Origin of the sequence: Meiothermus cerbereus, assembly GCF_051297115.1 — a bacterium.
In the GTDB taxonomy this organism is placed as follows: domain Bacteria; phylum Deinococcota; class Deinococci; order Deinococcales; family Thermaceae; genus Meiothermus; species Meiothermus cerbereus_A.
This window is the reverse complement of sequence record NZ_JBEVAL010000041.1, coordinates 1-26,105: the sequence shown is the minus strand read 5'-3', so window position 1 is coordinate 26,105 and position 26,105 is coordinate 1. Positions and strand designations below refer to the sequence as shown.

The window sequence follows — 26,105 nt, the reverse complement described above, 5'->3', positions numbered from 1 at the left end:
TGGGGCTGGGTATGGGTTTGTTCGGGTTCATGCTGTATATGATAAGAGCCTGGGGCACGTTGGAGATGGCGAACCAGCCGGGCGGGAAGTCGGCGTCGGGCTGGAAGCCCATATCCAGGATGCCGATCTTGACCCGGTTGGAGATCTTTCCGGCGGCCTCCAGGGCCCGCCAGGCCTCGGCTACTCCAATGTCCTGCACGCTGGAACCGCCGCTGCTCATATGTGGCCAGTTGAAGGCGTTGACGGTGTAGGGGATGCCGCTCAGGGTGTCGCCGCTGGGGGCCTCGGCGGTGGCTCTGTCGGAGAAGGCGCCCCCCTGGCCTACCCAGTTGATTCCCACGCCCAAGCCGCTGGCCCCCTCGCGGGCGGCGGCGGCCAGCAACTTGTGGGCGGCCCCGCTAGACACAGCCAGGCTACCGCGGCTGTCCTTGTCCAGGGTGCGTAGGTCGGCGGAGAGTTTGGAAGTGTCGGCAGCATCGGCCTTAACCCGCACCAGGTGCTGCTTGGGAAAACCGCTAAGCCCAGCGGCTGCGGGGTCGAAGGTTTTCAGTATGCTCCCTTGCCAGCGCTGTACAAAAGCATTCAAGGCGGCGGGGTCGTCGGAAGAGACGATTAGTTCGTTCTCCACAAAGTCGGCCTGGTTGCCCTTAGCATCGCGGACGGTAGCCAGGGGGCGGGGTTGGCTGTCTTCTAGCGGTGGCAGCGATGGTTTGGCGGGTTTGAGGCTGGCGTCTTCACTTACCGTGGGCAAGGGAAGTTGTTGAGGTTGCGACCCCTGGCAGGCCACCAGGGCAGCAACAAGAATGCCTAAAATCAATGTACGCATGGTTGTCTCCTTGATCTATCGGCCGATGACAAATCGAGTGGTGAATGAGCCGCTCACCTCGGCGGGCAGAGGCAGGGTCAGTCCGATGAAATTCGGCGGCAGGGCTTCGCGGGCGTCAGTGGTGATCTTCCAGACCACGTGGGTGCCGTCACCATAGCCGCTGCTGGGGCGGAAGGTGAGCACGGTGCTTTCTGGGTTCCACTCGAACGTCCCGGTCTTGAGGGTGCTCCCCGCCTTCACCTCCAAAGCCCCCTGCACGCTGGACTGGTGCATGGGCTCGGTGAAGGTAAAGGTGATGGGGGCGGTGGGAGAGATGTTAAAGGCCCCGCTGCGCGGGCTCACCGACTGCAGGCGCGGGTTGAAGTTGGGGGTGGTGAAGCCGAACTGGTAGGGCGCCAGCATGGCATTGCCCGCAGTGTCTTTGGCCCCGGTGCCGAGCGTAACGGTGTAGGTGGTAAGCTGCCGCAGCGCACCACTGCAACGGGCGGTATTACCGCTCCAAACCCAGCCACAGGCAATAGCGGGCTGGCTGAGGAAGGCGGCCTGCACCGACTGCTGATCCATAGCCTCGCTAAAGGTGAGTTCGACAAAACCGTTGCCCGTGGTAGGGGTGCTGCTGGTATTGCGCGCGACTACGGTGGGCGGGGTGGTGTCGGGGGTGGCCCGCATCGAGAAAGCCACCCGGTTTGGCCCGGAGAGCGGGTTGCCCGCTTTGTCCCTGGCCGCGAGCACCAGCACGTGGGTCTTGCCGCTTTGGAACTGGTCGGTGGGGGTAAACCGGGCCACCCTGTCACCCTCGCTCCAGGTTGGAGCACCGAAGTTCACCGCGATGGGGGCGGTACAGGTGGCGAGGGCCGGAGGATCGCTGCCCACGCACATCCCGATCTCCACCGAGCTCTGGTCCATCGGCTCGGAGAAGGTGAAGCGCAGGGCGGGCACCAGCTGTAGGTCCTGCGCACCGCCCGCAGGTTCGGAGGAGACCAGGGTAGGGGCCACCATGTCCTTGGGCGTGATGCTGCCGGTTGCGGAGCGGGCCGAGCGGTTGCCGGTGGTGTCCTGGGCATCGACCGCGTAGAAGTAGGTCTTACCGTTCTCGAGGCCGGTCACCTTGGCCAGCACCGCAGGTTTCTCCACGAACAAGATGGGAACCAGTGCGTCGGCGGCAGCGCCCACATACACCGTGTACCCGGCCAGATCCGGTTCGGCGTTGGGGCTCCAGTCCACAAAAAACTCGCCATCGCCTGCGGTGGCCTTGACCCCGGTAGGTGTGGCGGGCGGGGTGTTGTCGGGCGGGGGCGCGGTCTGGAAGGTGATGGTCTTGCTGCCCGCCAGGGGGTTGCCCACCAGGTCTTTACCTTCCACGCTTATGGTGTAGGTGGTGCCCGGCGCCAGATTCGGGGGGTCGAAGGCCACCGTGTTGGGCGTGTTCCACACTGGCGGGCCCAGGCTGAGTGCGGGGTTCACGTTTACGGTTAGCGACCCCTGGTTCATGTCTTTGGAGAATGTGATGGAGATATTGGCGCTCAAAGCGACATCGGTGGCACCGTTAGCGGGAACACTGCTCACAATGCTGGGTGGATTGACATCACCTCCCTTGCAGGCCCATCCAACCAAAACCAATACCGGTAGAACCGCGTAACGCAAAATCCCGTCCACAAAACCTGCTACTCTTATCATTTGCTACCTCCTTTCAAACTGCCTGGCCCAGGTGATTGAGCTCTAGAGTTATGCGCTCTGTGCATAAGACAAGTTCTTGGGCTCGCCAGCATCAGGGTTTGGAACCTGTTGTAATCGTCGCGGGCCCCAACAACGCCACTCGACCTCGCATCACCCGCTCATCTTGGTGACAGGTGTGTTATGGTCGCGTTACAGCAGCCCGGTCGCGTTACAGGGAGCTTTAGATTTTAAAGTTATGGAGCATACGAATAGGCTCGAGCGTAGCGGGCGCGAACCTCCTGCCACAGCACAGTGTTCTCGGCGCTGTTGGCAAGATGCTTGATTGCGGCCCATACCAAGCGGCCCTGCACCACCGCAGGTTGCCCAAACTGCTGCAAGAACAGGTTCAGGCGGTGGCGGTTGGTACGCAGCGCACCAGGGGTCATGCCCCCGGTCTCGCCCTCGAGCAGCTTTACCAGCGCCGAGGTGTTGGCGTGGGTCACGCCTGCGATGCTCAAGCCCGCGGGATGGACCAGCAAGAGCTGGTTCTGGGCCGACTCTTGCAGCGCAGCACATGCCTCGGGCAGCATCAACAAGAGCCCCGTGGCGTGGGGCATGGCCCGTGGAATTAGGCGCACGATGAGTGACTGCGGGCTGATACGCCGGGTTAGCAGGGTTTGCGACTCCAACACCAGCCGCTCGAGGTCGTACTCGGCCATCACCCCGGGAGCCAACACACTTAGCTCCACCAGACCCATGTCGCGCACAAACCTGATATCCCATTCGCAGCGCGGGATAAAAGCCCTCTGGAAGTGTTCTAGCGCCGCTGCATATTTTCCTTTGCTCAGCTGGGCCCAGCCAAAGGCCAGGTTCCACTCGGCGTGAGGCCGGGGGTGAAAGCTGGGGTCGGGAGCAGCGCCGCTCAGGATAAAGTCTGCATCCAGGCTCACCAGACCCTTAATGGCATGCAGACGCCCCTGGTAGCGCGGCTCGAGCACCCCCCAGTCCCTTGGATCGTCCAGCCGGTTGAGCACCAGCATCAACTCCACAAAGTGTTGGCCGTTGAGGGGTTTGGGCACCTCGAGGGTAAAGCGCATGGCTTTGTCATACAAACCCTGCCGCGCAAACAAGCGCACCAGAGCCAGATAGGCCATCACCCGCGCCTCCTGCGAGGGTGCTGTTTCTACGTGCAAACGCAGGATCTGCTCGTAGAGAAATAGATCAAGCCCCGACTCGTCTAGGGCGGTGCGGCACTCCTCGCTGTGCAGATCGCAGACCAGCGCCAGCGAGGGCATTCCCAGCTTTCGTGCTTGAACTGCCGCCTGTTGCGACAGTTTCCAGGCCTCGCGGTACTGACAGAGATGAAACTGCGCTTTGGACTGCTCGAGCCAGGCCCGCGCTTGGGCCTCGAGCCACAAATCCTCAGGCAGTCCAGCGGGGCTTAGGGGAACCTCTTCGAGCACCCGAGCGAAGAGGTGTTGTTCTACCCAAATTGCCATCTGCACGGTATGCGCCAGCGGATGCTGGCCTAAGCGGTTCAGAATTTTTTGTGCCTCATCCAAGCGTCCCAACATCAACAGCACATAGGCCTGTCGAGCCTCACGCAGCGACGAGGCGGGCATAGCCAGCAACGACGTCAGCAGTGCCAGACTGGGCTCAGCGCTCAGGGTATCCCACAGGCGCGGTGAGGAAATGTCCTCGAGGGTACTCATAATCAAAGGCCTGGTGCTTTTCCCACATTCTATCAGAAAGACCTACAGGACGGGCCTGCTAAGAAAGCCCGCTCTTGTCGCGCATTCTGCTGCGCTGATCCCTTCACGCAAACCTGGTTGGTTACACCGAGATGCGCCTACAAATGCGACAGATATGATGCCCTCCATCCGGTGCAATTTCTCAGGCTGCCTGTTAGCGGGGGTTTGTGCCGAATCAACGCTTGTAGATCCGCTGCTCGGCCTCGATGGCCTGCAAGACCTCCTGGATTTCTTTGGTCAGGGCGCGAATCTCGTCCAGCTCGGTGACGCTTTTGAGCTGGGTCTTGAGCTTGTTCAGAAGCATTTCGCAGATCACGAAGCTGGAGCCGCAGTTGATGGGGGCGGTGATCCAGGCCCACAGCGACACTAGGGGGATTTCCCCACCTATCGCACTCTTCACAAAGATGGCCTCCCATCCGGGGGCAACTGTGCTGTGCAGGATAAAGCAATCAAGTTGTGAGCAGCTCAATATTTGTGAAGAGCGCTCTATATGACCGGGTTCCAAATCTTTAACTATGGCCTACCACCTGCAAGGGCGAGTTAGAATGTGGTTCTAAATTTGCCGGGCCAATGCCCTGACAAGCCTACCCCCTATGGATGCCCAAAGCGCCCAAGCCATCGAACTTATCCGTTCCCGGATGCCCATTCGGGAGCTGGTGGGCAGGTATGTGGCGCTCAAGCCAAGCGGCAAGGGCACCTGGAAGGGCCTTTGCCCCTTTCATCAGGAAAAAACCCCCTCATTTCAGGTCAACGAGGCTAAGGGGTTGTGTTACTGCTTTGGCTGCAAAAGTGGGGGTGATATTTTTGCTTTTTTGCAAAAGATCGAGGGCATTGAGTTTCACGAGGCCCTCGAGCGCCTTGCCCAGGAGACCGGGGTTGAGCTGCCACAGTACAAAGGGCGTTCCTCCGGGCGCAAGGAGGCTTTGCAAATCCTCGAGCTCACCCAGGCTTACTTCCGCTCCCACCTGGCTGGTGAGGCTCTGCAATACCTGCAGGAACGCGGCCTGACCCCTGCGTCTATCGAACAGTTTGGTCTGGGCTATGCTCCCAAAAGCCGGGATGGCCTGATCAAGTACCTGCAGAACCACGGCATAAGTCTGCAGGAAGGCCTTGAGGCCGGGGTGCTGATGGAGCGCGAGGGGCGGTATTTTGACCGCTTCCGCAACCGGGTCACCTTTCCCATTCAGGATCCGTTGGGCCGCATCGTGGCTTTTACGGCTCGAGCCCTGGAAAAAGACGATAACCCCAAATACCTCAACTCTCCAGAAACCGCCCTGTTCAAGAAGAGCCAGCTGCTCTATGGCTATCCAGAGGCCCGTGCGGCCATCCGCGAGCGCGGGCGGGCGGTAGTGGTAGAAGGGCTGTTCGATGTGATCGCCTTGCACCAGCTGGGTTTTGCCGAAACCGTGGCGGTGCTGGGTTCTTCGCTCTCCAACGAGCAGGCTCACCTGCTGAAGCGGGCCGGTGCCACCGAGCTTTACCTGGCTTTCGATTCCGATGAGGCCGGACGTAAAGCCACCCTGCAAAGCCTGAACCTGGAGATTGCTCGAGGCTTTGTGGTGTACGCGGTGTTGCTCGAGGGGGGTAAAGACCCGGGGGATTTGCTGCTGGTTGCCGATGGTAAAGACCGCTTTGAAGCTGCGCTGGACGCAGCATTGTCCGAGGTGGAGTACCGCTTCGAGGCGGCCTCAGCGGGGTTGGATTTGAAGCGCCCCGAGCACAAGCAGAAAGTGCTCGAGGCCCTTAAGCCCCGCCTGATCTCGAGTGAACCCTTCGATCAGGTGGTCGAGAAACTAAAAGCTAAGGTAATTGGGGCGCTGGAGCTCAGCCCGCGCGCGCTGGAAGACTACCTGGCCCGGGCCCGCACTTCCTCAGGGCGGTCTGGTTCCCCCGCCCGACCCGACCGAACCCAGGGCATTGGCCTGGGCCGCCCAGACCTTACGGAAAAACGTCTCTTGCGGGAGCTGGATGTAATTGCACTTTTGTATTCGGTGCCCGAGGAAGAGTTTTTGCAGTGGGCGCTGTACGTCGAAGACCACACCTGGCCGCCCGAAGGAAGCCTTCTGGCCGAATTTATGCAGGCGGCCCGTTCTGAACAGGGCAAGAACCGGATCCTGAAGCACTTTGAGCAACGGGGGGAAGGCGCCCGTCTGATCGACGTACTGATGAAGAGCCCCAGCTTTGAGCGCCAGAACCTCGAGGTCCACCTGAATGTGGCGCTGGCCCGGGTGCGGGAGGTCTATTACGAGATGCGGCTGGATAAACTCAAGACCCAGCTCAAAAGCGTCACCGAGCTAGACGAGATTCGCGCCCTGACCAAAGAAATCCAGGAGGTCTTGCAGGCCATCGAGGCCGAGCGCCGCGTTTACAAGCGCTGATAAAAACCCTTTCCCCGTTTGTTTTTAGCTTGCGAAGGAACCAGGACAGCGTAAGCCCCTCTTTGCAGGATTTAACCACCCCGCCTGCAGGCATCAGGTTTATGGCCCACTCCTTGGGCCAATAAATCGCTAGCGCAGTGCCGGGATGCATGGCGTTTTGCAGGGTTTGGGCAATGTGTCCCTGGGCAAATGGCTAGATTAGAGCTAGGTTCACACCAGGAGGCCCATATGCCGCAGATCATCACTGTAGATGGGAATGAGGCGGTAGCCCGCGTTGCCCATAAGCTTAACGAGGTAATCGCCATTTACCCCATTACCCCGTCCTCGCCCATGGGCGAATTCGCTGACCAATGGAGTGCCTCGGGCCAAACAAATCTGTGGGGCACAGTACCGCTGGTACAAGAAATGCAGTCCGAAGGTGGGGCTGCTGGTGCGGTGCATGGTGCTTTGCAGACCGGTGCCCTTACCACCACCTTCACCGCCAGCCAGGGCCTGTTGCTGATGATTCCCAACATGTACAAGATTGCTGGGGAACTCACCAGCACGGTCTTTCACATTGCGGCCCGCTCCATTGCCGCTCAGGGGCTTTCCATTTTTGGTGACCACTCCGACGTTATGGCGACCAGGGCTACCGGGTGGGCCATGCTGTTTGTGGCCTCTGTTCAGGAGGCCCAGGACTTCGCCCTAATTGCCCAGGCCAGCACGCTAAAGAGCCGAGTTCCGTTTCTTCACGTAATGGACGGCTTCCGCACCTCCCACGAGGTAATGAAAATCGAGGCCCTTTCCGACGACGATTTACGGGCCCTGATCGAACCTGAGCTGATCTGGGCCCACCGCAATAGAGCCCTCTCCCCCGACCATCCGTTCATTCGCGGGACCGCGCAAAATCCCGACGTGTATTTCCAGGCCCGCGAAACCGTCAATCCGTACTACCAAAAAGTGCCGCAAATCGTGCAAGGCTACATGGATAGCTTTGCCGAGCGCACCGGTCGTCAGTACCGGCTTTTCGACTATGTGGGTGCGCCCGATGCAGAGCGGGTGGTGGTGCTGATGGGTTCTGGCAGCGAAACCGCCCACGAAACTGTGGAGTATCTGCTGGGTCAGGGCGAAAAGGTAGGGGTGCTCAAGGTGCGGCTGTATCGGCCTTTTGACGTAAACGCTTTTGTGCAGGCCTTGCCGCAGGGTGTGCGGGTACTGGCCGCGCTCGACCGCACCAAAGAGCCGGGTAGCGCAGGCGAACCGCTGTATCAGGATGTGGTAACGGCCATTAGCGAGGCTGGCCTTGCAACCCGCGTAAAGGTAATCGGTGGACGCTATGGGCTGTCCTCCAAGGAGTTTACCCCAGCCATGCTGATGGCCCTTTTCGAGGAAATGCGAAAGCCATCGCCCAAAAATCACTTCACTTTGGGCATTATCGACGATGTTTCGCACACCAGCTTGCCCTACGACCCCAACCTGAGCATCGAACCCCCCGAGGTAAAGCGCTCAGTGTTTTGGGGCCTGGGTTCCGACGGAACAGTGGGGGCCAACAAGAACTCCATCAAAATTATCGGTGAGGAAACCGACTTCTATGCCCAGGGCTATTTCGTTTACGACTCCAAGAAAGCCGGAGCCCGCACCATCAGCCACCTGCGCTTTGGCCCCAGGCCCATCCGCAGCACCTACCTGATCCAAAAAGCCGATTTTGTAGCGGTACACCAGTTTGGCTTTTTCGAGCGCTACAATGTTTTGGAAGTCGCGCAGGAAGGGGCCACCTTGCTCATCAACAGCCCATATGGTCCCGCCGAAACCTGGGAGAATCTGCCCTACGAGGTTCAGGCCCAGATTATCGAGAAAAAGCTCAAGGTCTACGTCATCAACGCTTACCAGGTCGCACGCGAGGCCGGGCTTGGCAACCTGATGAACACCGTGATGCAGGTGTGCTTCTTCGCGCTCTCGGGGGTGCTGCCGCGCGAGGAAGCCATTGGAAAAATCAAGGAGGCCATTCGCAAGACCTACGGCAAGCGGGGTGAGGTGGTTGTTCGCAAGAACTTCGCTGCGGTAGATGCAGCCCTGACGCACCTGTATCCCCTCGAGGTACCCCCCGCGCCCACCAGCCCAAAACACCTGCCCCCCATCGTCCCATCTGAGGCCCCAGAGTTTGTCCAAAAGGTTACGGCCCCCATGCTGGCAGGTAAGGGCGACACGCTTCCGGTAAGCGCCCTGCCCGACGACGGTACCTACCCCAGTGGAACCACCCAGTGGGAAAAGCGCAATATCGCTCAGGAAGTGCCGGTCTGGGATCCGGCAGTCTGTATTCAGTGCGGTAAGTGCGTGCTGGTCTGCCCCCATGCGGTCATCCGGGCTAAGGTGGCCCCACCTGAAGCATTTGAGCAGGCCCCTCAAGGCTTCCTGACGGCGCGGGCCATGTGGAAGGGTCTGGAAGACCAGCACTATACCCTTCAGGTTGCGGTAGAAGATTGCACCGGCTGCTCGCTTTGCGTGGAGGTCTGTCCGGCCAAAAACAAAAGCCAGGTCGGACGCAAAGCCATCAACATGCAGCCACAGTTGCCCCTGCGCGAGCAAGGCCGCAAGCACTGGGCCTTTTTCCAGCACCTGCCAGAGTTTCCACGCTTTGACGGCTTCAGCTTTAACAACGTCAAAAATGTGCAGCTCCTAGAACCCCTGTTCGAGTTTTCGGGGGCTTGTGCTGGCTGTGGTGAAACCCCCTACCTCAAGCTACTGAGCCAGCTCTTTGGCGACCGGGCCCTCATTGCCAACGCTACCGGCTGCTCTTCGATTTACGGCGGCAACCTGCCCACCACCCCTTGGAGCAAAAACCGTGAAGGGCGGGGCCCCGCCTGGAGCAACTCGCTGTTCGAGGACAATGCCGAGTTTGGCCTGGGCATGAAGTTAACCCTGGATAAACAAAAGCAGTACGCCCAAGAGTTGCTGGTAGAGCTGTCAGACGTGATTGGCCGGGATTTGGTTGATGCATTGCTCACCGCCGACCAGAGCAGTGAAGCTGGTATTGCAGCCCAAAGGAACCGGGTGGCCGAGCTGAAGGCGCGGCTGAAAGACCACACCGACCTTAAAGCCCGCGATTTGTTGAGCCTGGCCGACGTGCTGGTGCGTAAGTCGGTCTGGATTGTGGGGGGCGATGGCTGGGCCTACGACATCGGGTTTGGGGGTCTGGACCATGTGCTGGCCAGTGGGCGCAATGTAAAACTCCTGGTGCTCGATACCGAAGTGTACTCCAATACCGGTGGGCAGTCCTCCAAGGCCACCGCACTGGGAGCAGTGGCCAAGTTTGCCTCCGGGGGCAAAACCACCCCCAAGAAAGACCTGGGGCGTATCGCCATGAGCTACGGGTATGTGTATGTGGCCCAGGTGGCTATGGGGGCCAACGATGCCCAGACGGTAAAGGCTTTACTCGAGGCCGAGAGCTACGATGGCCCGGCCCTGATTATCGCCTACAGCCACTGCATAGCTCATGGCATCGATATGGCTAAGGGCATGGAGCAACAAAAACTGGCCGCCGAGTCGGGCTACTGGCCGCTTTACCGCTACGACCCCAGGCTCCGCGCCGAGGGTAAAAACCCGTTCCAGCTCGACTCTAAGCCCCCCCGCATCTCCTTCCAGGAGTACGCCCTGCACGAAAACCGCTACCGCATGTTGAAGCAGATTAACCCCAAAGAGGCCGACCATCTGCTTAAGCTGGCCCAGGAAAGCATCTGGTCTCGCTGGAAGGAGTACGAGCAGATGGCAAAAGCCCAGGCGGCCGTACCAGAAAACACAGGGCAGGCTGCATCGCTTACTGCGGCAAAGAAGGAAGTTGAAAACACCGCATCACCTGTAAATGTACGGGAGGACGCATGAGCAAGCTGGATTTGAGCACCACCTACCTGGGTTTGAGGCTCGAGCACCCGGTCGTCGCCTCGGCCTCGCCGCTTTCGTATACCCTCGAGGGCATCGAGCGGCTGGCCGAGGCCGGGGCGGCTGCGGTGGTCATGTACTCGCTTTTTGAAGAGCAGATTGAGCAGGAGAGCCACACCCTGCACCACTACCTCGAGTACGGCACACACAGCTACGCCGAAGCCCTGGACTACTTTCCCAAGGCCCACGAGTTCAACCTGGGGCCGCAGGAGTATCTGGAACTGATACGCACAGCCAAAGAGCGCGTTTCCATTCCCATCATCGGTAGCCTCAACGGGGTTTCGCCGGGGGGCTGGACGGAGTACGCCCGATTGATTGAGCAAGCCGGGGCCGATGCCCTCGAGCTCAACCTGTACTACCTGCCCACCGACCCCACCCTGACCGGAGCCGAGGTGGAGGAAATGTACCTAGAAGTCGTGCGTGAGGTGCGCCGGCACATCCAGATACCTGTAGCGGTCAAGGTGGGGCCTTACTTTAGCAACCCGGCCCACATGGCTGCCCGTTTTGTGCAGGCGGGTGCCGATGGGCTGGTTCTGTTCAATCGCTTCTACCAGCCCGACTTCGACCTCGAGCAGCTCGAGGTCACGCCCAACCTGGCGCTCAGTCGGCCCGAAGACCTGCGGCTGCCCCTGACCTGGGTGGCCATCCTGTACGGGCGCATCCAGGCCGATCTGGCCATTACCAGTGGGGTACACGGCCACCTCGAGGTACTCAAGAGCATGATGGCGGGTGCCAAAGTCGCCATGATGGCCTCCGAGCTTCTGAAAAAAGGCCCCGGGCGCATCAAAGAAACCCTACAGGAGCTGCGAACCTGGATGCTAACGCACGAGTACGAGTCCATCCGCCAGATGCAGGGCAGCATGAGCCAGCTTCATGTGGCCAACCCCGAGGCCTTTGAGCGGGGCAACTATATGAAGGTGCTGCGTTCCTGGCGGCCCGACCCGACCGGAATGCTGCTTGGGTAGCAAATCCGCGGAGTTTTTTTGCCACTTTGCTGAAGTCCAACAACTCAAATCGAGCCACCGGCACCTTGCACGCTGTTTGCGCTGCAGGAGAGAGCGCCAAAAAACACCCCCGACCCACCCTCCAGGGCCGGGTTGTGTGTAACAAGCTTGTAACAGCCCCCGCATAAACTCACCTCAATCTGGTTTTGAGGTTCTAAATGGCATACCTTCGAGGGCTAGGTGTCTATCTACCTGTACCGCGCATGCACAGCAGCGAGATTGCTGCGGCTAGCGGGCTGCCGGAGTGGGTGGTGCGGGAGAAGCTCGGCATCCACCAAAAACCCATCCCCGGCCCAGGCGACCACCCGGCCCGGATGGGGGGCTGGGCGGCCCAGGCCGCGCTAAAGCAGGCAGGTCTGGAGGCCGCACAACTGGACGTGGTGATTAGCATCACCGACGAGCACAAAGACTATCCGGTCTGGACCAGCGCACCCCTCATTGCCCAGATGGTGGGGGCCAGCCGGGCCTGGGGTTTTGATTTGAACCAGAAATGCGCCAGCTTTATCACCGCGCTGGCGGTAGCCGAGGGTCTTCTGGCCAGCCGCCCCGACCTGGCCCACATCCTGATTGCAGGTGGCTACCGCAACGGCGACCTGATTGACTACACCGACCCCGCGGTGCGCTTCATGTACGACCTGGCGGCGGGTGGTGGGGCTGTGGTGGTGGCCCGGCAGGGACCCGGGCTCAAGCTGCTGGCCAGCCAGCTCAAAACCGACCCCACCCTGGCAACCAGTGTGCGGGTGCCGGTAGGGGGCACGGTTGAACCTCTAACCCCGGCCAATGTGGGCCAGTACAGGCTGCGGGTGGCTGAGCCCGAAGCGATGAAAGAGCGGCTCGAGCAGGCCTCGCTGCCTGGTTTTCTGGAGGTCATTCAGGGCGCACTTGGGCAGGCCGGTTACACCGCTGCCGACCTCGACTACCTGGCCCTTCTACACATGAAGCCCTCGGCCCACCAGGCCGTGCTGGCTGGATTAGGGCTATCGGAAGAGCGCTCCATTTATCTGTCCGATTATGGGCATCTGGGCCAGCTCGACCCCATTCTTTCCCTGAAGCTGGCCAGCGAGGCAGGCAGGCTGGTCCCGGGAAGCCTGGTAGCCCTCGCTGCCGCTGGGGTGGGCTACCACTGGGGGGCGGCGGTGCTGCGCTTTGAAGGGGAGGCCAGATGGAACTGAACGCCAACTGGCTCTCGCGCCTGGCCGCCTACCACCCCGAGCGCCCAGCGGTGTACTGGCGTGGGGCCTGGCTGAGTTACGCTGCACTGTACCGGCGGGCCCAGCGGGCCGCGGCCTCGCTGGCAGGGCTTGGGGTAACGAGGGGAGAACGGGCGGCGGTGCTGGGGCCCAACCACCTGGGCTACCTCGAGCTCTACTTTGCTGCACCGCTGCTGGGCTTTATTCCAACCCTGATCAACCACCGACTAAGCGAGGCTGAGCTGAAGGGGCTGCTCGAGTACACCCGGCCCAAAACCCTCTTCTACACCGAAGACTTTGCCGCAATCGCACAGCGGTTGCATCCGCAGGCTTACCCCCTGGAAGCCCTGCAAACCCTACCCGAGGGCAGCCTGCCCGACTTTGCTCCCAGCCTGGAAGACCCCGCCCTGCTGCTGTTCACCGGCGGTACAACCGGGCTACCCAAAGGGGCCCTGATTCCCCACCGCCAGCTTCTGGTCAACGCCATGCAGACCTGCATGAGCTGGGGGCTTACGCCCGAAGACCGCTACATCGTGGCCACACCCATGTTCCATGCTGCCCTGAACGCCCTGGCCACCCCACTGCTCTACCTGGGGGGCCAGGTGCTGCTGCAGGAGAAGTTCGACCCTGCTGAGTACCTGGCCTGGGTCAGCACGCACCAGGTGAGTCTTTTGTTCCTGGTGCCCACCATGTACCAGATGTTGGCCCAGCACCCCCACTTCGCCCAGGCCGATCTGCGCACGGTGCGCTGGGCCATCTCTGGCGGCGCCCCCTGCCCCCACCCTGTGCGGGCAGCCTTCCGGGCCAAAGGGGTGCGCTTCAAGCAAGGTTACGGGCTTACCGAGTGCGGGGTAAATTGCTTCACTCAAGACCTCGAGGAAGCCGAGTCCTACCCCGAGTCGGTAGGTCGCCCAATGCCCCACCTCTGGGCCCGACTGGTGGGCGCAGACGGTCTGGAGGCGCCCGCGGAGGGCGAACTCTGGCTTTCTGGGCCGGTGGTGATGTCGGGCTACTTCGAGCGGCCTGCCGAGACCGCCAAAGCCCTGGTCGTCCACCAGGGCCGAACCTGGCTGCGTACCGGCGACCTGGCCCAGCGCGATGCCGCGGGGCGTTACTACATCGTGGGAAGGGCCAAGGAGATGTTCATCTCGGGCGGTGAAAACGTCTATCCCATCGAGATTGAGCGCGTCCTTTACGACCACCCGGCGGTGCTCGAGTGCGCCGTGCTGGGTGTACCCGATGCCCGCTGGGGCGAGGTGGGTCTGGCCGCGGTGGTGCTAAAAACGCCCATCAGCGAGGAGGAACTGAAGGGTTTTCTCAGGGCCCGGCTGGCGGGCTACAAAGTGCCCAGACACTTTCTCTTCATCTCCGAGCTTCCCAAAAGCGGCCCCGGCAAGATTTTGAAGAGCGAGCTATACCGCAGGTTTACCGAGGAGTCCCATGCCTGAGCTGGCGCTAAACGGCACCACACTCTTCTACCGCACGGAGGGCCCCCCAGCGGCACCGTGGCTGGTGCTGCTTAACGGCATCTTCCAGCGCACCGAAGCCTGGGAGCCCCTGTTGCCGTACCTGGAGGGCTTCCGGGTGCTGCGCTACGACATGCGGGGCCAGGGTCAAAGCGCCGTGCCCGCGGGGCCTTATCCTCCAGAACTCCACGCCGACGACCTGGCAGCCCTCCTGGCTGCGCTGGGGATAAGGCGCTACTACCTGCTGGGTCTCTCCAATGGTGGGGTGGTGGCGCAGGTACACGCTGCCCGCAGGCCCACCGGCCTGGAAAAGTTGCTGTTGCTGTGTACTACCTCCCGCCTCGATCCCCTTTTGCGGGCCAAGGTTGAAAGCTGGCGGCGGGGCCTGGAGTGGGGCGGTACCCGTGGGCGCATGCTGGTGGCTTTGCCCTGGATTTGGGGTCGGGCCTTCCTGCAGGCCCACCCGGAGGTAGCGACCGAGGCCTCGCTTTTGCAGATGGAACAGGCGGCCCCCACCCCAGAGGCGCAGCGACACCTGCTGGATGGTTTTTTGGCGATGGAAGACCTGCGCCCCCGGCTGGGCCGCGTAGAGGCCCCCACCCTGGTTCTCTCTGGCGAGGATGACCTGCTCTTCCCGCCTTTTTACGGCCAGGAAATCGCCGCAGCCATTCCTGGCGCTACACACCGGATACTTCCCCAGGTGGGCCATGTGGCCCCCCTGGAAAATGCACCTGGGCTGGCCCAGCAAATAGCCAAGTTTTTGGAGGTCAAACAATGAATTTCAAGGTGGGAGACACAGCTTCCTACACCCAAACACTGAGCGATGCGCACGTGGCTTTGTTCATTGGAGCGGTGGGCGACACCAACCCACTACACGTGGATGCCGAATATGCCAGGAAGAGCCGTTTTGGGGCCCGTATTGCCCAGGGCGTCCTGGTGGCTGGTCTTATATCCACCGCCATCGGCACCAAGCTGCCGGGGCCGGGCGCCATTTACCTGGGCCAGAGCCTGCGCTTTCTGAAGCCCACCTACCTGGGCGATACCATCACCGCCACCGTGACCGTGCGGGCCATCCGCCCGGATAAACCCATCCTGAGCCTCGAGACCATCTGCACCAACCAAAAAGGCGAGCGGGTCATCGAGGGTGAGGCCACGGTGTTGTACGAGGAAGTTCTGTGAAGCCATATAGGAGGCAAGTATGAAAAGAGTCTGGTTCGTTCTTCTGGCTGTCTTGGGTTTGGCTGGGCTGGCCCTGGCCCAGACCACCGTGCGGGTAGGCGTGCTGCTGCCCACCTCGACCGTAGCGGGCAAAGCCGCACTGAACGGGGTGCAGCTTGGGGTTGATCAGGTCAATGCTGGTGGAAAGGTAAAGATCGAGCTGGTGGTGGTAGACGATGGCAACGCTCCTGCGGCTGCGGTTCCGGCCCTCACCAAGCTGATGACGGTCGACCGGGTAGACATTGTGATTGGTGGGCTGGCCTCTGGGGTAACCTTCGCCCTTTCGGGGCCGGTAAAGCAGTACCAGCCGCTTTTCCTCTGCATCGGGGCAGCCAGCAGCGTGGTGGAGCAGGCTTTTAGTGATTATGGCCGCTTCTTCCACTACCACCCCTGGGACTACCACAACGTAGCGGCAGCGCTCGAGTTCTTCAAGCACCTCTACGACAGCGGAGCCCGGCGGGTGGCCATCCTTTACGAAGACGGGCCCTTTGGTTCAGCGGGCATCCAGACCTACCGCCAGCAGCTCGAGCGGCAGGGCTACACCGTGCAGGCTGAACCCTTCAAGTCGGGTTCGGGCAGCTTTACCTCCATCCTGACCCGCCTTAAAGGCTTCCGGCCCGACATTCTGTACTGGATTGGCTACGACGTGGACGCTCTGCCCATCGCGGCCCAGGCCCGGCAGGTGGGGCTCGAGCCCAAGCTCATCTACGGCGCCCCCCCGGCCTGGCCGGTTGGCTTCGAGAAGAACGCTCTCTCCAACGACATAGCCGGCATGACCGCCTGGCTGCCCTCGGTATCCAATAACGAAAGCCGCCGCTTTGTAAACCTCTACCGGCGCAAGTTCGGCGATGTTACCGACGAGTACATGGCCCCCATGGGCTACGTAATTGCGCTTAGCCTGGGCAGGGCAGTAGAGGCTGCTGGCTCCGCCGATAAAGACCGCATCGCCGCCGAACTGGCTAAGGTGCAGATGGATACCCCTTTCGGCCCCCTATCGTTCAAGCCCTCCGACACCGGGCGTACCCGCTTCCAGGGTTTCAACCAGAGCATCTGGCTACAGTTCCAGTACCTGGAAGGCTCACGCCGTCCGGTCTTCCCGGCCAATCGTGCCGCACGTCCGTTGCGCTTCCCCGGCAACTACTAACAAAGGGTAGAGGGCCAGGCGCGTAGAGTAGCCGCGAGGCTTCTGGCGCGCTGCCCTCCACTCCGCACCCTCAGCCCAAACTATGGAACTTCTTTTGCAAACCCTCATCAACGGCATCCTGGCCGCCGGCATCTACGCGCTGGTGGCCAGCGGGCTGGCCCTGGCGGTGGGCGTGGTGGGCATCGTCAACTTTGCCCACGGCGAGTTCACCATGATTGGGGCCTTTATTGCTTACCTGCTCTTTGTGGGAGCTGGCCTCGATCCTTTTCTCTCGTTGGGACTGGCGGCCCTGGTGCTTTTTCTGGTGGGGGCCATTAGCTACCTGGGCCTGATCCGACCCATCCTGGCTGCGCCCGAGCTAAACCAGATGCTCCTCACCTTCGGCCTCTCGGTGGCTTTGCAAAACATCGCCCTGCTGCTTTTTGGCGCCGATACCCGGGTGGTCTCTACCAGCTACCAGGGGGCTACCCTGAGCCTGGGGGGACTCTCGTTTGGAGTACCACCGCTGCTGGCCTTTGGGCTTTCGGTGGGCATTTTGGGTGCCCTGTACGGCTTTCTCGACCGCACCCGGATGGGCCTGGCGGTGCGGGCAGTGGCACAAAACCGGCTGGCGCCGGGGCTTTTGGGCATCGAGACCCAGCAGGTATACCTGCTGGCCTTTGGCCTATCGGCAGCTCTGGCCGGGGTGGCCGGTGTGATGCTTTCGGTAATGCTCTACGCCTCTCCCACGGTGGGCTTTGCCTACACCCTTAAAGCTTTTGCCATCATCGTGATGGCAGGCTTGGGCAACCTGCGGGGGGTAGTGCCGGCGGCAATTATCCTGGCCCTGGCCGAAGCCCTGGTAAGCACCTACGTGCCGGGTGGGGGCGGCTGGGTGGAAGCGGTCTTCTTTCTGGTCATCTTTGTGGCCCTCACCTGGCGTAGCTGGAGGGCAGCATGATACTGGTTGGGTTGCTTTTGCTCCTGGCTCTGGTGCTTCCGGGGCTGCCCCTGGGCGAGTGGCGGGCTTTTTTGCTGGACAGCGCCCAGTTTGCCTTTCTGATTAGCGCCCTGGCACTGGCCTGGGATCTGCTGGCCCGTACCGGGCAGCTCTCGCTGGCCCACGGGGCTTTCTTTGGTCTGGGAGCCTATGCCGCCGCACTGGCGGCCCCTGCTGTGGGCACCCTCCCGGCATTGCTCCTGGGGGGTGTGGTAGCCGCTTTGTTCAGCCTGCTGCTGGGCCTGGCCACCCTGCGGCTGCACGGGATGTACTTCGCAATTGCCACCCTGGCTTTCAGCGAGGTTATGCGCACCCTGGTGCTCAAATCGGCCTTTACGGGAGGGGCCATCGGCCTGCCGGTACAGCCTGCTTTTGGTGGCGCTTTTCCCCTGGGCAGCTACTACCTGGCGGTGGCCGTGCTGGCCCTGGCCAGCGGGATTAGTTTGTTCCTCGGTAGAAGCCGCCTGCACTACGCCATGACGGCAACACGGCAGGGCGAGGCGGTAGCGCGGGTGCTGGGGGTGCCGGTGGTGCGGGTCAAGCTCCTGGCCTTCACCATATCGGCCTTTGTGGCAGGGCTGGCGGGCGGGGTCTATGCCATGAAGACCCTTTTTCTCTCCCCCTACGATGCTTTTGGCCTGGGGCGGGCGGTGGAGGCCTTGGTGATTCCCATTTTTGGTGGGCTTTATACCACCACCGGGCCCTTGTTGGGTGGGCTCATCATCGTAAGCCTCGAGACCTGGCTACGCCTGCGAATTGGCGAGGGTTATCTGGTGGTGTACGGGGTGATACTGGTGCTGACCATATTGTTTTTGCCCAGGGGCCTGGTCAGCCTCTTCCGCCGCAAGGGGGTGGGGCATGCTTAGGGTCGAGGGCCTTTCCAAACGCTTTGGTGGGGTGGTCGCAGCCAGCGGGGTAGACCTGCAGGTTCAGCCTGGAGAAATTCTGGCGGTCATCGGCCCCAATGGGGCAGGCAAAAGCACCCTCTTAAACCTGCTTTCGGGCCTTCTACGCCCCGATCAAGGCCGCATCGAGTTCCTGGGCGAGGAGATTACCCAGGCCCCGCCCGAGGTGCGAACCTGGAAAGGGCTGGGGCGGGCCTTTCAGATTGTGCAGCCTTTTCCCGAGATGACCGTATGGGAAAACCTTTTGGTGGGGGCCCTCTACGGCAAGCCAAACACCTCACTTAAAGTGGCCGAGGGTGTGGTAAAAGAGGTTATCGAACGCACAGGCCTGGCTCCCAAGGCCCAGACCCCTGCTGGGGAACTCACGCTTCTGGAAGACAAGCGCCTCGAGCTCGCCCGCGCCCTGTGCACAAGGCCCAAGCTCTTACTTTTAGACGAGGTGATGGCCGGTCTACGCCCTTCAGAGGCCCTGGAGGCGGTGGAGCTGGTGCGACGCATTAGGGAGAGCGGTGTAACGGTACTCTTCATCGAGCACCTGATGCCGGTGGTGCGGGCCCTGGCCGACCGGGTGGTGGTGATGGACTACGGCCAGGTAATTGCCCAAGGCCGCTACGACGAGGTGGCCGCCAACCCCAAGGTGCGCGAGGCCTATTTAGGGAGGGCATCGTGAAGCTCAGCGTGACGGACCTTATGGCCGGGTACGCCAAGGCCCAGGTGCTGTTTGGGCTTACGCTCGAGGTTGCCCAGGGCGAGCTGGTGGCCCTGCTGGGGGCCAACGGGGCCGGTAAGACCACCGCGCTGCGCACCATCTCTGGTCTGATTCGGCCCTGGGGGGGCGAGGTGCAGCTTGGCGGGGCCAGCCTTCTGGGCCTTTCGGCAGCCCAGCGGGCCCGACGGGGACTGGGACACGTGCCGGAAGGGCGCCAGCTCTTCCCCCTGATGAGCGTGGAGGAGAACCTACTGCTGGGGGCGGCTTTTCTGGCCTGGTCGCACCGACAGGAGGGACTAGAGCGCACCTACGCTCTTTTCCCCCGCCTGGCCGAGCGACGCGGCCAGCTGGCCGGAACCCTTTCGGGAGGTGAGCAGCAAATGCTGGCCATCGGGCGGGCCATGATGGGCCGGCCCAAAATTTTGATGGTGGACGAGCCAAGCCTTGGTCTCTCGCCAAAGCTGGCCGAGGAGGTGCTGGCCACCCTGGCTCGGGTTAAAGCCGAAGGGGTGGGGGTGCTGCTGGTGGAGCAGAACGTGGCGCTATCGCTCGAGGTGGCCGACCGGGGCTATGTGGTGGAACACGGGAAGGTTGTCCTGCAAGGCAGTGCGGCAGCCCTGGCCCAGAACGAAGCCGTACAGAAGGCCTATTTGGCGCTCTAAATATGGCTTACATCCGCATTTCAGGGTTGATAATAAGAGTATGCAACTGAAAGACAAAACTGCCCTCATCACCGGCGCCGGTAGCGGCATCGGAAAAGCCATTGCCGAAGTGTTCGCCCGCGAAGGGGCCCGCCTCATCCTCAACGACCTCGAGCCAGGTGCAGCCGGGCTGGCCCAGGCCCTGGGTGGGGTTTTTATTCAGGCCGACCTTTCCGACCAGAATTCGGTTAGGAGGTTGGCCCAAAGGGCGCTCGAGCTTGGCCCCGTAGACATCCTGGTCAACAACGCCGGTCTACAGCGCATCAACCCGGTGGACGAATACCCCGAAGACACCTGGAACATGATGCTGCAGGTGCTGCTTACGGCGCCATTCCAGCTCATCAAATACACCCTGCCCGGCATGAAGCAAAGGCGCTGGGGCCGCATCATCAATGTCGCTTCGCTGCACGGGCTGGTGGCAAGCCCCTACAAATCGGCCTACATCTCGGCCAAGCATGGCCTGCTGGGCCTGACCAAGACCGTGGCGCTCGAGGTCGGTGAATATGGCATCACCTGCAATGCCATCTGTCCAGCCTACGTGCGCACCCCCCTGGTGGAGTCGCAAATTGCCGACCAGGCCCGCACCCTGGGCATCCCCGAAGCCGAGGTGATCGAAAAGGTGATGCTGGCTCCGGCGGCCATCAAGCGCTTGATTGAACCGGAGGAAGTCGCGGAGTACGCATTATTTTTGTCCTCCGACAGGGCCGGGGCTATTACCGGCTCGGCCCAGGTGATTGACCTGGGCTGGACGGCGCGATAAACAGCAAAACCCCCTTGGCAGCATTCCTCCTGTTTTGGGCGGGTCATCCGGTCTGGGAGGACTCTGTACCTGATTGGGGCCGGGCCATTCTTGAAGACCACTTTATATGAGTCGCCCTGGTGCAGCCTGCAGCACACCCGGCCCCACCTTTTGCTCGAGCAGCTCGGCTAGCCCGGCCTCGTCCAGAATGGGGATTCCCAGCTCCCTGGCCCTGGCCAGCTTAGAGCCCGCACCCGGCCCAGCCACCACATAGCTGGTTTTCTTGCTTACAGAGCCGGAAATTTTGGCCCCGTGGGCCTCGAGCCGCCGGGCCACTTCTTCCCTGGGTAGGGAAAGCTCACCCGTCAGCACAAAGGTAAGGCCCTCGAGGGCCTGGCTTTGCTGCTTTTCCCTGGCCTCGAACACCACCCCAGCTGCCCGTAAGCGCTCAATAAAATGGCGCATCTGGGGGCGGGACAGGGCCTGGTGAATGGCCTGAGCGGTGGTCTCGGCAATGTCCGGCACGGCATCAAGCTCCTCAACCGTGGCCCTGAGGATGTTGTCCAGGTGCCCAAAACGCTTGGCCAGGGCGCGGGCGGTGCTTTCGCCCACCTGGGGAATGCCCAGGGCCAAAAGCAGCCGCTCGAGGCCCCTGCTTTTGCTGGCCTCAATCTGCTCGATGAGGTTCTGGGCGCTTTTTTCGGCTTTGCGCTCGAGTGCGGCAATATCTTCTTTTTTTAGCCGGTATAAGTCGGCGGCATCGCGCACCAGGCCGGCCTCTAAAAGCTGCTCGATGAGCTTCTCGCCCAGCCCCTGGATGTCCATGGCCCTGCGGCTGGCAAAGTGCCGTATGGACTCAAAGGCCTTGGCCGGGCACAGGGGGTTGGGGCAGAGGTGAATCTTGCCCGAGAGCAGGAGCTCTACCCCACACTCTGGGCAGTGGCTGGGCCACTCCACCGGCTCATGGCCCCTGGGGGCTTCGGCTACCACCCGCAAAACCTCGGGGATAACCCCGCCGGACTTGTGTACCAGCACCGTATCGCCTATCCGTAAACCCAGCTCCTGTACGTAGCTCTCGTTGTGTAGGGTAACCCGGCTCACGGTCGAGCCATCCAGGAAAACGGGCTCGAGCTCGGCCACTGGCGTGACCCGCCCAGTGCGCCCCACCTGAAAGACCACCCGCAGCACGCGGGTAGTCGTTTCTTCGGCGGGGAATTTGTAGGCGATGGCGAAGCGGGGGGTCTTGGCGGTATACCCTAGCTCGTCCCAGAGGGCAAGGTCGTTCAGCTTGACGGTTACGCCATCGGCCTCAAAGGGCAGTTTTCTGCGCTCGGCCAGCATGGCCTGGTAACCCTGCTCGACCCCATCGACCCCCTTTACCAGCCGGAAGTGGGGTTCCACCGAAAAACCGAGCTGCCCAAGTTTCTTCAACAGCTCCTGCTGGGTGGCTACCCCCAGGCCCGTGGGCTGGCCCACCCCATAGAACAGGCCGCGTAAGCCCCGGCTGGTGCTTATTCGGGGGTCTTTTTGCCGCAGACTGCCTGCTGCGGCATTGCGGGGGTTCTTGAAAGGAGGCTCGCCTTCTTCCTCGAGCCGCGCGTTGAGCTCCAGGAAGGTTTTGATGGGCAGATAAATCTCGCCCCGCACCTCGAGGTCGAGGGGTTCTGGTAGCCGCCTTGGGATGTCGGGGATGGCCAGCAGGTTGGGGGTGACGTCCTCGCCCACCTGGCCGTCGCCCCGGGTCAGACCCTGGCGGAACACCCCCGCTTCGTAGACGAGGTTGACCGAGAGTCCATCAATTTTGTACTCGAGCACATACGCCCGTGCTTCCTCGCGGCCCAGGAAGCGGTTGATGCTGGCTTCGAAGTCGGCGATGTCGGCTCGTGAAAAGGCATTGCCCAGCGAGTACATGCGGGTGGGGTGGGGTACAGGGGTGAAGGGGGTCTCGAGGATGGCACTACCGACCGTTTGCGTGGGCGAATCGGGGGTGATGAGCTCAGGGTGGGCCTGCTCGAGCTCCCTTAGCTCACGCATCAGGCGGTCGAACTCAGCATCGGAAATCTCGGGTTTGTTCAGCACGTAATAGCGGTAGTTGTGGTAGCGAATCTGTTCACGCAATTCCAGGATTCGTTGCTTGGGCGCAGACATACCGTGATGCTATCAGCTTAAAGTTCGGTTGAAAAATACGCCTGGTTGGGCGGGTGCCTTTGGTGTGCTGGGGTGAGCTTTATAGCGACCGTATGGCACCCTCGCTGGGCGCCGCCGGTAGACGGATGCCAGACCGGGTAGAAGGCAGCAAATGCGGCGCCACTCATGCAAAGAGTGGCATTATAGAGGCTTCTTCCTTTTGTCAAGCCCCTTTCAAGCTTCCCGTGTTGTGTTCTATAATGCCTGAGGCTAACAGCCAGTTCAGCGCTTGTGATGCTCACAGGCTAAATGGAGGCGAATCGCATGAAGAAACTCGTAGTGCTCGGTGTTGCCGTAGCGACCGCGCTAGGTCTGAGCCTTGCTCAGGAAATTCGCGTGGGCATGGCCTTCGATGCAGGTGGTAAAAACGACCGCAGCTTCAACCAGTCTACCTTTGAAGGGGCCCAGCGGGCGGCTAAGGAGCTTGGCGTCAAGGTCTTCGACTTTGAGCCCGGCGACCCAGGCCAGGTGGGCCAGGGCATCCGCCGCTTTGCCGAGGAAGGCTTCGACCTGATTATCGGCGTGGGCTTCGCCAACGAACCCTCGATTACCAGGAACGCGCAGGAGTTCAAAAACATCAAGTTCGCGGTTATTGACTCGGTTCCTTGCGAAGGCAAGTGCGACAATGCCGTGGGCCTGGTTTTCCGTGAACACGAGGGCAGCTACCTGGTCGGCTACATTGCGGGCCGTATGACCAACACCGGTGTGGTGGGCTTTGTGGGCGGCATGGACATCCCGCTGATCCACAAGTTTGAGCAGGGCTACCGGGCCGGGGCCATTGCCGGTATGCGCGAGCGCAACATCGCCAACCCCCGCGTGCTCATCAACTACGTAGGCAACACCCCTGCGGCCTGGAACGACCCCGGCAAAGCTAAGGAAATTGCCACCGCTCAGGCCAAGCAGGGCGCCGATATCATCTACGCCGCTGCGGGGGCTTCGGGCCTGGGTGTGCTGGACTACGTGAAACAGCAGCGCTGCTTGAAGCAAAACGAGCTGCCCTCTGGTGTGCGCTTCATCTCCAACAACGGCTCCAACGTGCCGCGCTACGCTGCCTACAACCAGACCTGCCCGGCTGCCACCACCCGTCCGATGTTCATGATTGGGGTTGATGCCAACCAGAACTACCTGGGCGACACCGACAACAACCCCAACACCCTGAACCACGTGCTTACCTCCATGCTCAAGCGGGTGGATGTGGCCACCTACGACGTGATCAAGGCAGTCAAGGAGGGCACCTTCAAGGGCGGTGTGCGCGAGTTTGGTCTGAGCAACAACGGCGTAGGCTATGCCCTTGACGAGTACAATAAGGCCCTGATTCCTCAGGCTGTCGTCAACCGTCTGGCGGTTTTGCGCAGCCAGATCATCTCTGGCGCCATTAAGGTGCCCAGCAAGCGTTAGTAGATTTTGACCTCGAGCGCTCAGGGTTTTCGCCCTGGGCGCTTTTGCTCGAGGTGGTCGCAATCCGGTGTTTTGGGGCGCTCTAGAGCGCTCTTCACAAATATCGAGCTCTGCACAACCTGATTGCTTTGTCCTGCACAGCACAGTGGCCTCCCGGATGGGAGGCAAGGTCTGTGAAGAGCGCAATAACCTGTATGATTGTGGGCATGAGCGATTCGGTTTCCGCCTCCACTGCGCACGTCAAGGGTACGGTGGCCCTCGAGCTAAAGAACGTTACCAAGCGCTATCCGCTGGTGCTGGCCAACGATCGCATTTCTCTGAATGTTCGCTGGGGAGAGGTGCTGGCGATAGTAGGGGAGAACGGGGCGGGCAAGTCCACCCTGATGAAGATTGTTTATGGCCTGGTGAAGCCAGACCAGGGCGAGATATGGGTTAATGGGCAGAGGGTAAACATCACCGAACCAGGCGACGCCATTACCCAGGGCATCGGGATGGTGCACCAGCACTTCATGCTGGTGGATCCATTTACTGTGTTGGAGAACGTAATTTTGGGTTCAGAACCCACCCAGGGGGCCCAGCTCAACCTGGCCCAGGCCAGGGCCGAAGTGGAAGCCCTGATGAGGGAACTCGAGTTCGACCTGCCCCTCGATACCCCGGTGGAGGAGCTTCCGGTGGGCTTGCAGCAGCGGGTGGAAATCCTCAAGGCCCTCTACCGCAAGGCCAAAATCCTTATTTTGGATGAGCCCACTGCTGTTCTTACGCCCCAGGAAGCCGACGAGCTGTTCGATTTCTTGCGGCGGTTCGTGGATCAGGGCAACGCGGTAATTTTTATCAGCCACAAGCTGGCCGAGGTGATCAAGCTTTCGGATCGGGTTACGGTGATCCGTGACGGCAGGGTGGTGGGTACGGTCAACACCCCCGAGACCAACGTGGCCGAGCTCGCCCGGATGATGGTGGGGCGCGAGGTAATTCTCTCGGTGGATAAGCAAGAGGCCAAACCAGGCCCAGCGGTGCTCAAAGTTACCAACCTATCAATTCCTGGGAAGGATAAAAAGCACCGGCTGGACAGCGTATCCTTTGAGGTGCGGGCTGGCGAGATTGTGGGTATTGCGGGGGTCGAGGGCAACGGGCAAACCGAGCTGGTGGAGGCCATTACTGGCTTGCGGCCTTACCAAGGTCTCATCGAGTACGACGGTCAAAGCCTCAAACCCAGTGCCCGGACGGTGCGCGAATGGGGCGTTTCGCACATCCCCGAAGACCGCAATGCGCGCGGGCTGGTACTGGACTTTACCACCCGCGAGAACCTGATCCTGGGCGACCACTACAAAAGCCCCAACGCGGGTTTCCTGGGCTTTCTAAATGCCGACCATATCGAGGCTTCGGCCCGTGAAATTGTGGAGCAATTTGACGTGCGGCCCCGCAGCACCGAACTGGTGGCCCGCCGCTACTCGGGCGGTAATGCCCAGAAGATCATTGTGGGGCGCGAGTTGAGCCGCAGCCCAAAGGTGCTGGTAGCGGCCCAGCCCACCCGTGGGGTGGATATTGGGGCCATCGAGTTCATTCACGAAAAAATTGTGAAAGCGCGGGATGCTGGCATGGCGGTGTTGCTGGTATCAGCCGACCTCAACGAGGTGCGTTCGCTCGCCGACCGCATTCTGGTGATGTTCGAGGGCCGCATCATGGGCGAGCTGAAAGCCAGTGAGGCCACCGAGGAAAAGCTGGGGCTCTTGATGGCGGGAATCACCGACTAAGTTGCGCCAGGGCAGATTGGCAAAACCAGCGGAATGAGCCAATGCATACCTGGCGCAATTCCTAAAGCGAACTTTCGGTACGGCAACTTGCATTTCGCTTATGGAGACACTTAGCCGACATTCCGCACCCCCCTCACTCCAGCAGGTAATATCGCTGTGCCCCCAGAAGGCGCACCGCGGTCTCATGA

19 protein-coding genes and 2 pseudogenes are annotated in these 26,105 nt (G+C 61.2%); 16 read left to right on the top strand and 5 right to left on the bottom strand.

The features are described from left to right. The 4 genes and pseudogenes from ABWU19_RS09640 to ABWU19_RS09625 all read right to left on the bottom strand — a co-directional run. A pseudogene (locus ABWU19_RS09640) lies at positions 1–826 on the bottom strand (hypothetical protein); the annotation flags it as partial. Between the two features lie 15 nt (positions 827–841). Further along, positions 842–2,503: an Ig-like domain-containing protein gene (locus ABWU19_RS09635; RefSeq protein ID WP_435901482.1), complete on the bottom strand. Its 1,662-nt coding sequence runs from the start codon at positions 2,501–2,503 to the stop codon at positions 842–844. 233 nt (positions 2,504–2,736) lie between these two features. After that, on the bottom strand, positions 2,737–4,194 hold the full coding sequence (locus tag ABWU19_RS09630) for a hypothetical protein (protein WP_435901481.1): 1,458 nt from the start codon (positions 4,192–4,194) through the stop codon (positions 2,737–2,739). Between the two features lie 214 nt (positions 4,195–4,408). Continuing rightward, the gene (locus tag ABWU19_RS09625; protein WP_435901480.1) at positions 4,409–4,633 is read right to left on the bottom strand and encodes a hypothetical protein; all 225 of its coding nucleotides are present in this window, start codon (positions 4,631–4,633) and stop codon (positions 4,409–4,411) included. 193 nt (positions 4,634–4,826) lie between these two features. On the opposite strand from ABWU19_RS09625, the gene dnaG reads away from it, so the two are divergent. From dnaG to ABWU19_RS09555, 14 genes and pseudogenes are all read left to right on the top strand, one after another. Next, positions 4,827–6,611, top strand: a complete 1,785-nt coding sequence (gene dnaG, locus ABWU19_RS09620; protein ID WP_435901479.1) for a DNA primase — start codon at positions 4,827–4,829, stop codon at positions 6,609–6,611. A gap of 228 nt (positions 6,612–6,839) precedes the next feature. After that, entirely contained in the window at positions 6,840–10,469 is a 3,630-nt protein-coding gene (gene nifJ / locus ABWU19_RS09615; protein WP_435901478.1) for a pyruvate:ferredoxin (flavodoxin) oxidoreductase, read from the top strand. Further along, a complete protein-coding gene (locus tag ABWU19_RS09610; RefSeq protein ID WP_435901477.1) occupies positions 10,466–11,491 on the top strand; it encodes a dihydroorotate dehydrogenase-like protein in 1,026 nt (341 codons plus the stop codon). Before nifJ ends, ABWU19_RS09610 begins: the two co-directional genes overlap by 4 nt. Before the next feature lie 197 nt (positions 11,492–11,688). Beyond that, entirely contained in the window at positions 11,689–12,702 is a 1,014-nt protein-coding gene (locus tag ABWU19_RS09605) for a 3-oxoacyl-ACP synthase (protein ID WP_435901476.1), read from the top strand. Continuing rightward, positions 12,693–14,168, top strand: a complete 1,476-nt coding sequence (locus ABWU19_RS09600) for a class I adenylate-forming enzyme family protein (protein WP_435901475.1) — start codon at positions 12,693–12,695, stop codon at positions 14,166–14,168. Before ABWU19_RS09605 ends, ABWU19_RS09600 begins: the two co-directional genes overlap by 10 nt. Then, positions 14,161–14,964, top strand: a complete 804-nt coding sequence (locus tag ABWU19_RS09595) for an alpha/beta fold hydrolase (RefSeq protein WP_435901474.1) — start codon at positions 14,161–14,163, stop codon at positions 14,962–14,964. The genes ABWU19_RS09600 and ABWU19_RS09595 overlap by 8 nt, the downstream gene beginning before the upstream one ends. Continuing rightward, positions 14,961–15,365 (top strand): MaoC family dehydratase, encoded by a 405-nt coding sequence (locus ABWU19_RS09590; protein ID WP_435901473.1) that lies wholly within the window; start codon positions 14,961–14,963, stop codon positions 15,363–15,365. The genes ABWU19_RS09595 and ABWU19_RS09590 overlap by 4 nt, the downstream gene beginning before the upstream one ends. Positions 15,366–15,384: 19 nt before the next feature. Next, positions 15,385–16,548 (top strand): ABC transporter substrate-binding protein, encoded by a 1,164-nt coding sequence (locus ABWU19_RS09585; protein ID WP_435901472.1) that lies wholly within the window; start codon positions 15,385–15,387, stop codon positions 16,546–16,548. An 82-nt stretch (positions 16,549–16,630) separates the two neighbouring features. After that, positions 16,631–17,488: a branched-chain amino acid ABC transporter permease gene (locus ABWU19_RS09580; protein WP_435901471.1), complete on the top strand. Its 858-nt coding sequence runs from the start codon at positions 16,631–16,633 to the stop codon at positions 17,486–17,488. After that, positions 17,485–18,393, top strand: a complete 909-nt coding sequence (locus tag ABWU19_RS09575) for a branched-chain amino acid ABC transporter permease (protein ID WP_435901470.1) — start codon at positions 17,485–17,487, stop codon at positions 18,391–18,393. The genes ABWU19_RS09580 and ABWU19_RS09575 overlap by 4 nt, the downstream gene beginning before the upstream one ends. 55 nt (positions 18,394–18,448) lie before the next feature. Next, positions 18,449–18,865 (top strand): annotated as a pseudogene (locus ABWU19_RS09570) (ATP-binding cassette domain-containing protein); the annotation flags it as partial. Between the two features lie 9 nt (positions 18,866–18,874). After that, on the top strand, positions 18,875–19,102 hold the full coding sequence (locus ABWU19_RS09565) for a hypothetical protein (RefSeq protein ID WP_435901484.1): 228 nt from the start codon (positions 18,875–18,877) through the stop codon (positions 19,100–19,102). A 20-nt stretch (positions 19,103–19,122) separates the two neighbouring features. Beyond that, the gene (locus tag ABWU19_RS09560; RefSeq protein ID WP_435901483.1) at positions 19,123–19,803 is read left to right on the top strand and encodes an ABC transporter ATP-binding protein; all 681 of its coding nucleotides are present in this window, start codon (positions 19,123–19,125) and stop codon (positions 19,801–19,803) included. 40 nt (positions 19,804–19,843) lie between these two features. Beyond that, complete coding sequence (locus tag ABWU19_RS09555; RefSeq protein ID WP_435901469.1) at positions 19,844–20,602, top strand: 3-hydroxybutyrate dehydrogenase; 759 nt, start codon at positions 19,844–19,846, stop codon at positions 20,600–20,602. Between the two features lie 102 nt (positions 20,603–20,704). On the opposite strand, the gene ligA is transcribed toward ABWU19_RS09555, so the two are convergent. Continuing rightward, positions 20,705–22,729: an NAD-dependent DNA ligase LigA gene (gene ligA / locus ABWU19_RS09550; protein ID WP_435901468.1), complete on the bottom strand. Its 2,025-nt coding sequence runs from the start codon at positions 22,727–22,729 to the stop codon at positions 20,705–20,707. Between the two features lie 303 nt (positions 22,730–23,032). Here ligA and ABWU19_RS09545 point away from each other — a divergent pair, with 303 nt between their 5' ends. After that, complete coding sequence (locus ABWU19_RS09545; protein WP_435901467.1) at positions 23,033–24,166, top strand: BMP family lipoprotein; 1,134 nt, start codon at positions 23,033–23,035, stop codon at positions 24,164–24,166. A 206-nt stretch (positions 24,167–24,372) separates the two neighbouring features. Beyond that, the gene (locus ABWU19_RS09540; RefSeq protein WP_435901466.1) at positions 24,373–25,917 is read left to right on the top strand and encodes an ABC transporter ATP-binding protein; all 1,545 of its coding nucleotides are present in this window, start codon (positions 24,373–24,375) and stop codon (positions 25,915–25,917) included. Positions 25,918–26,105: the final 188 nt, after the last annotated feature.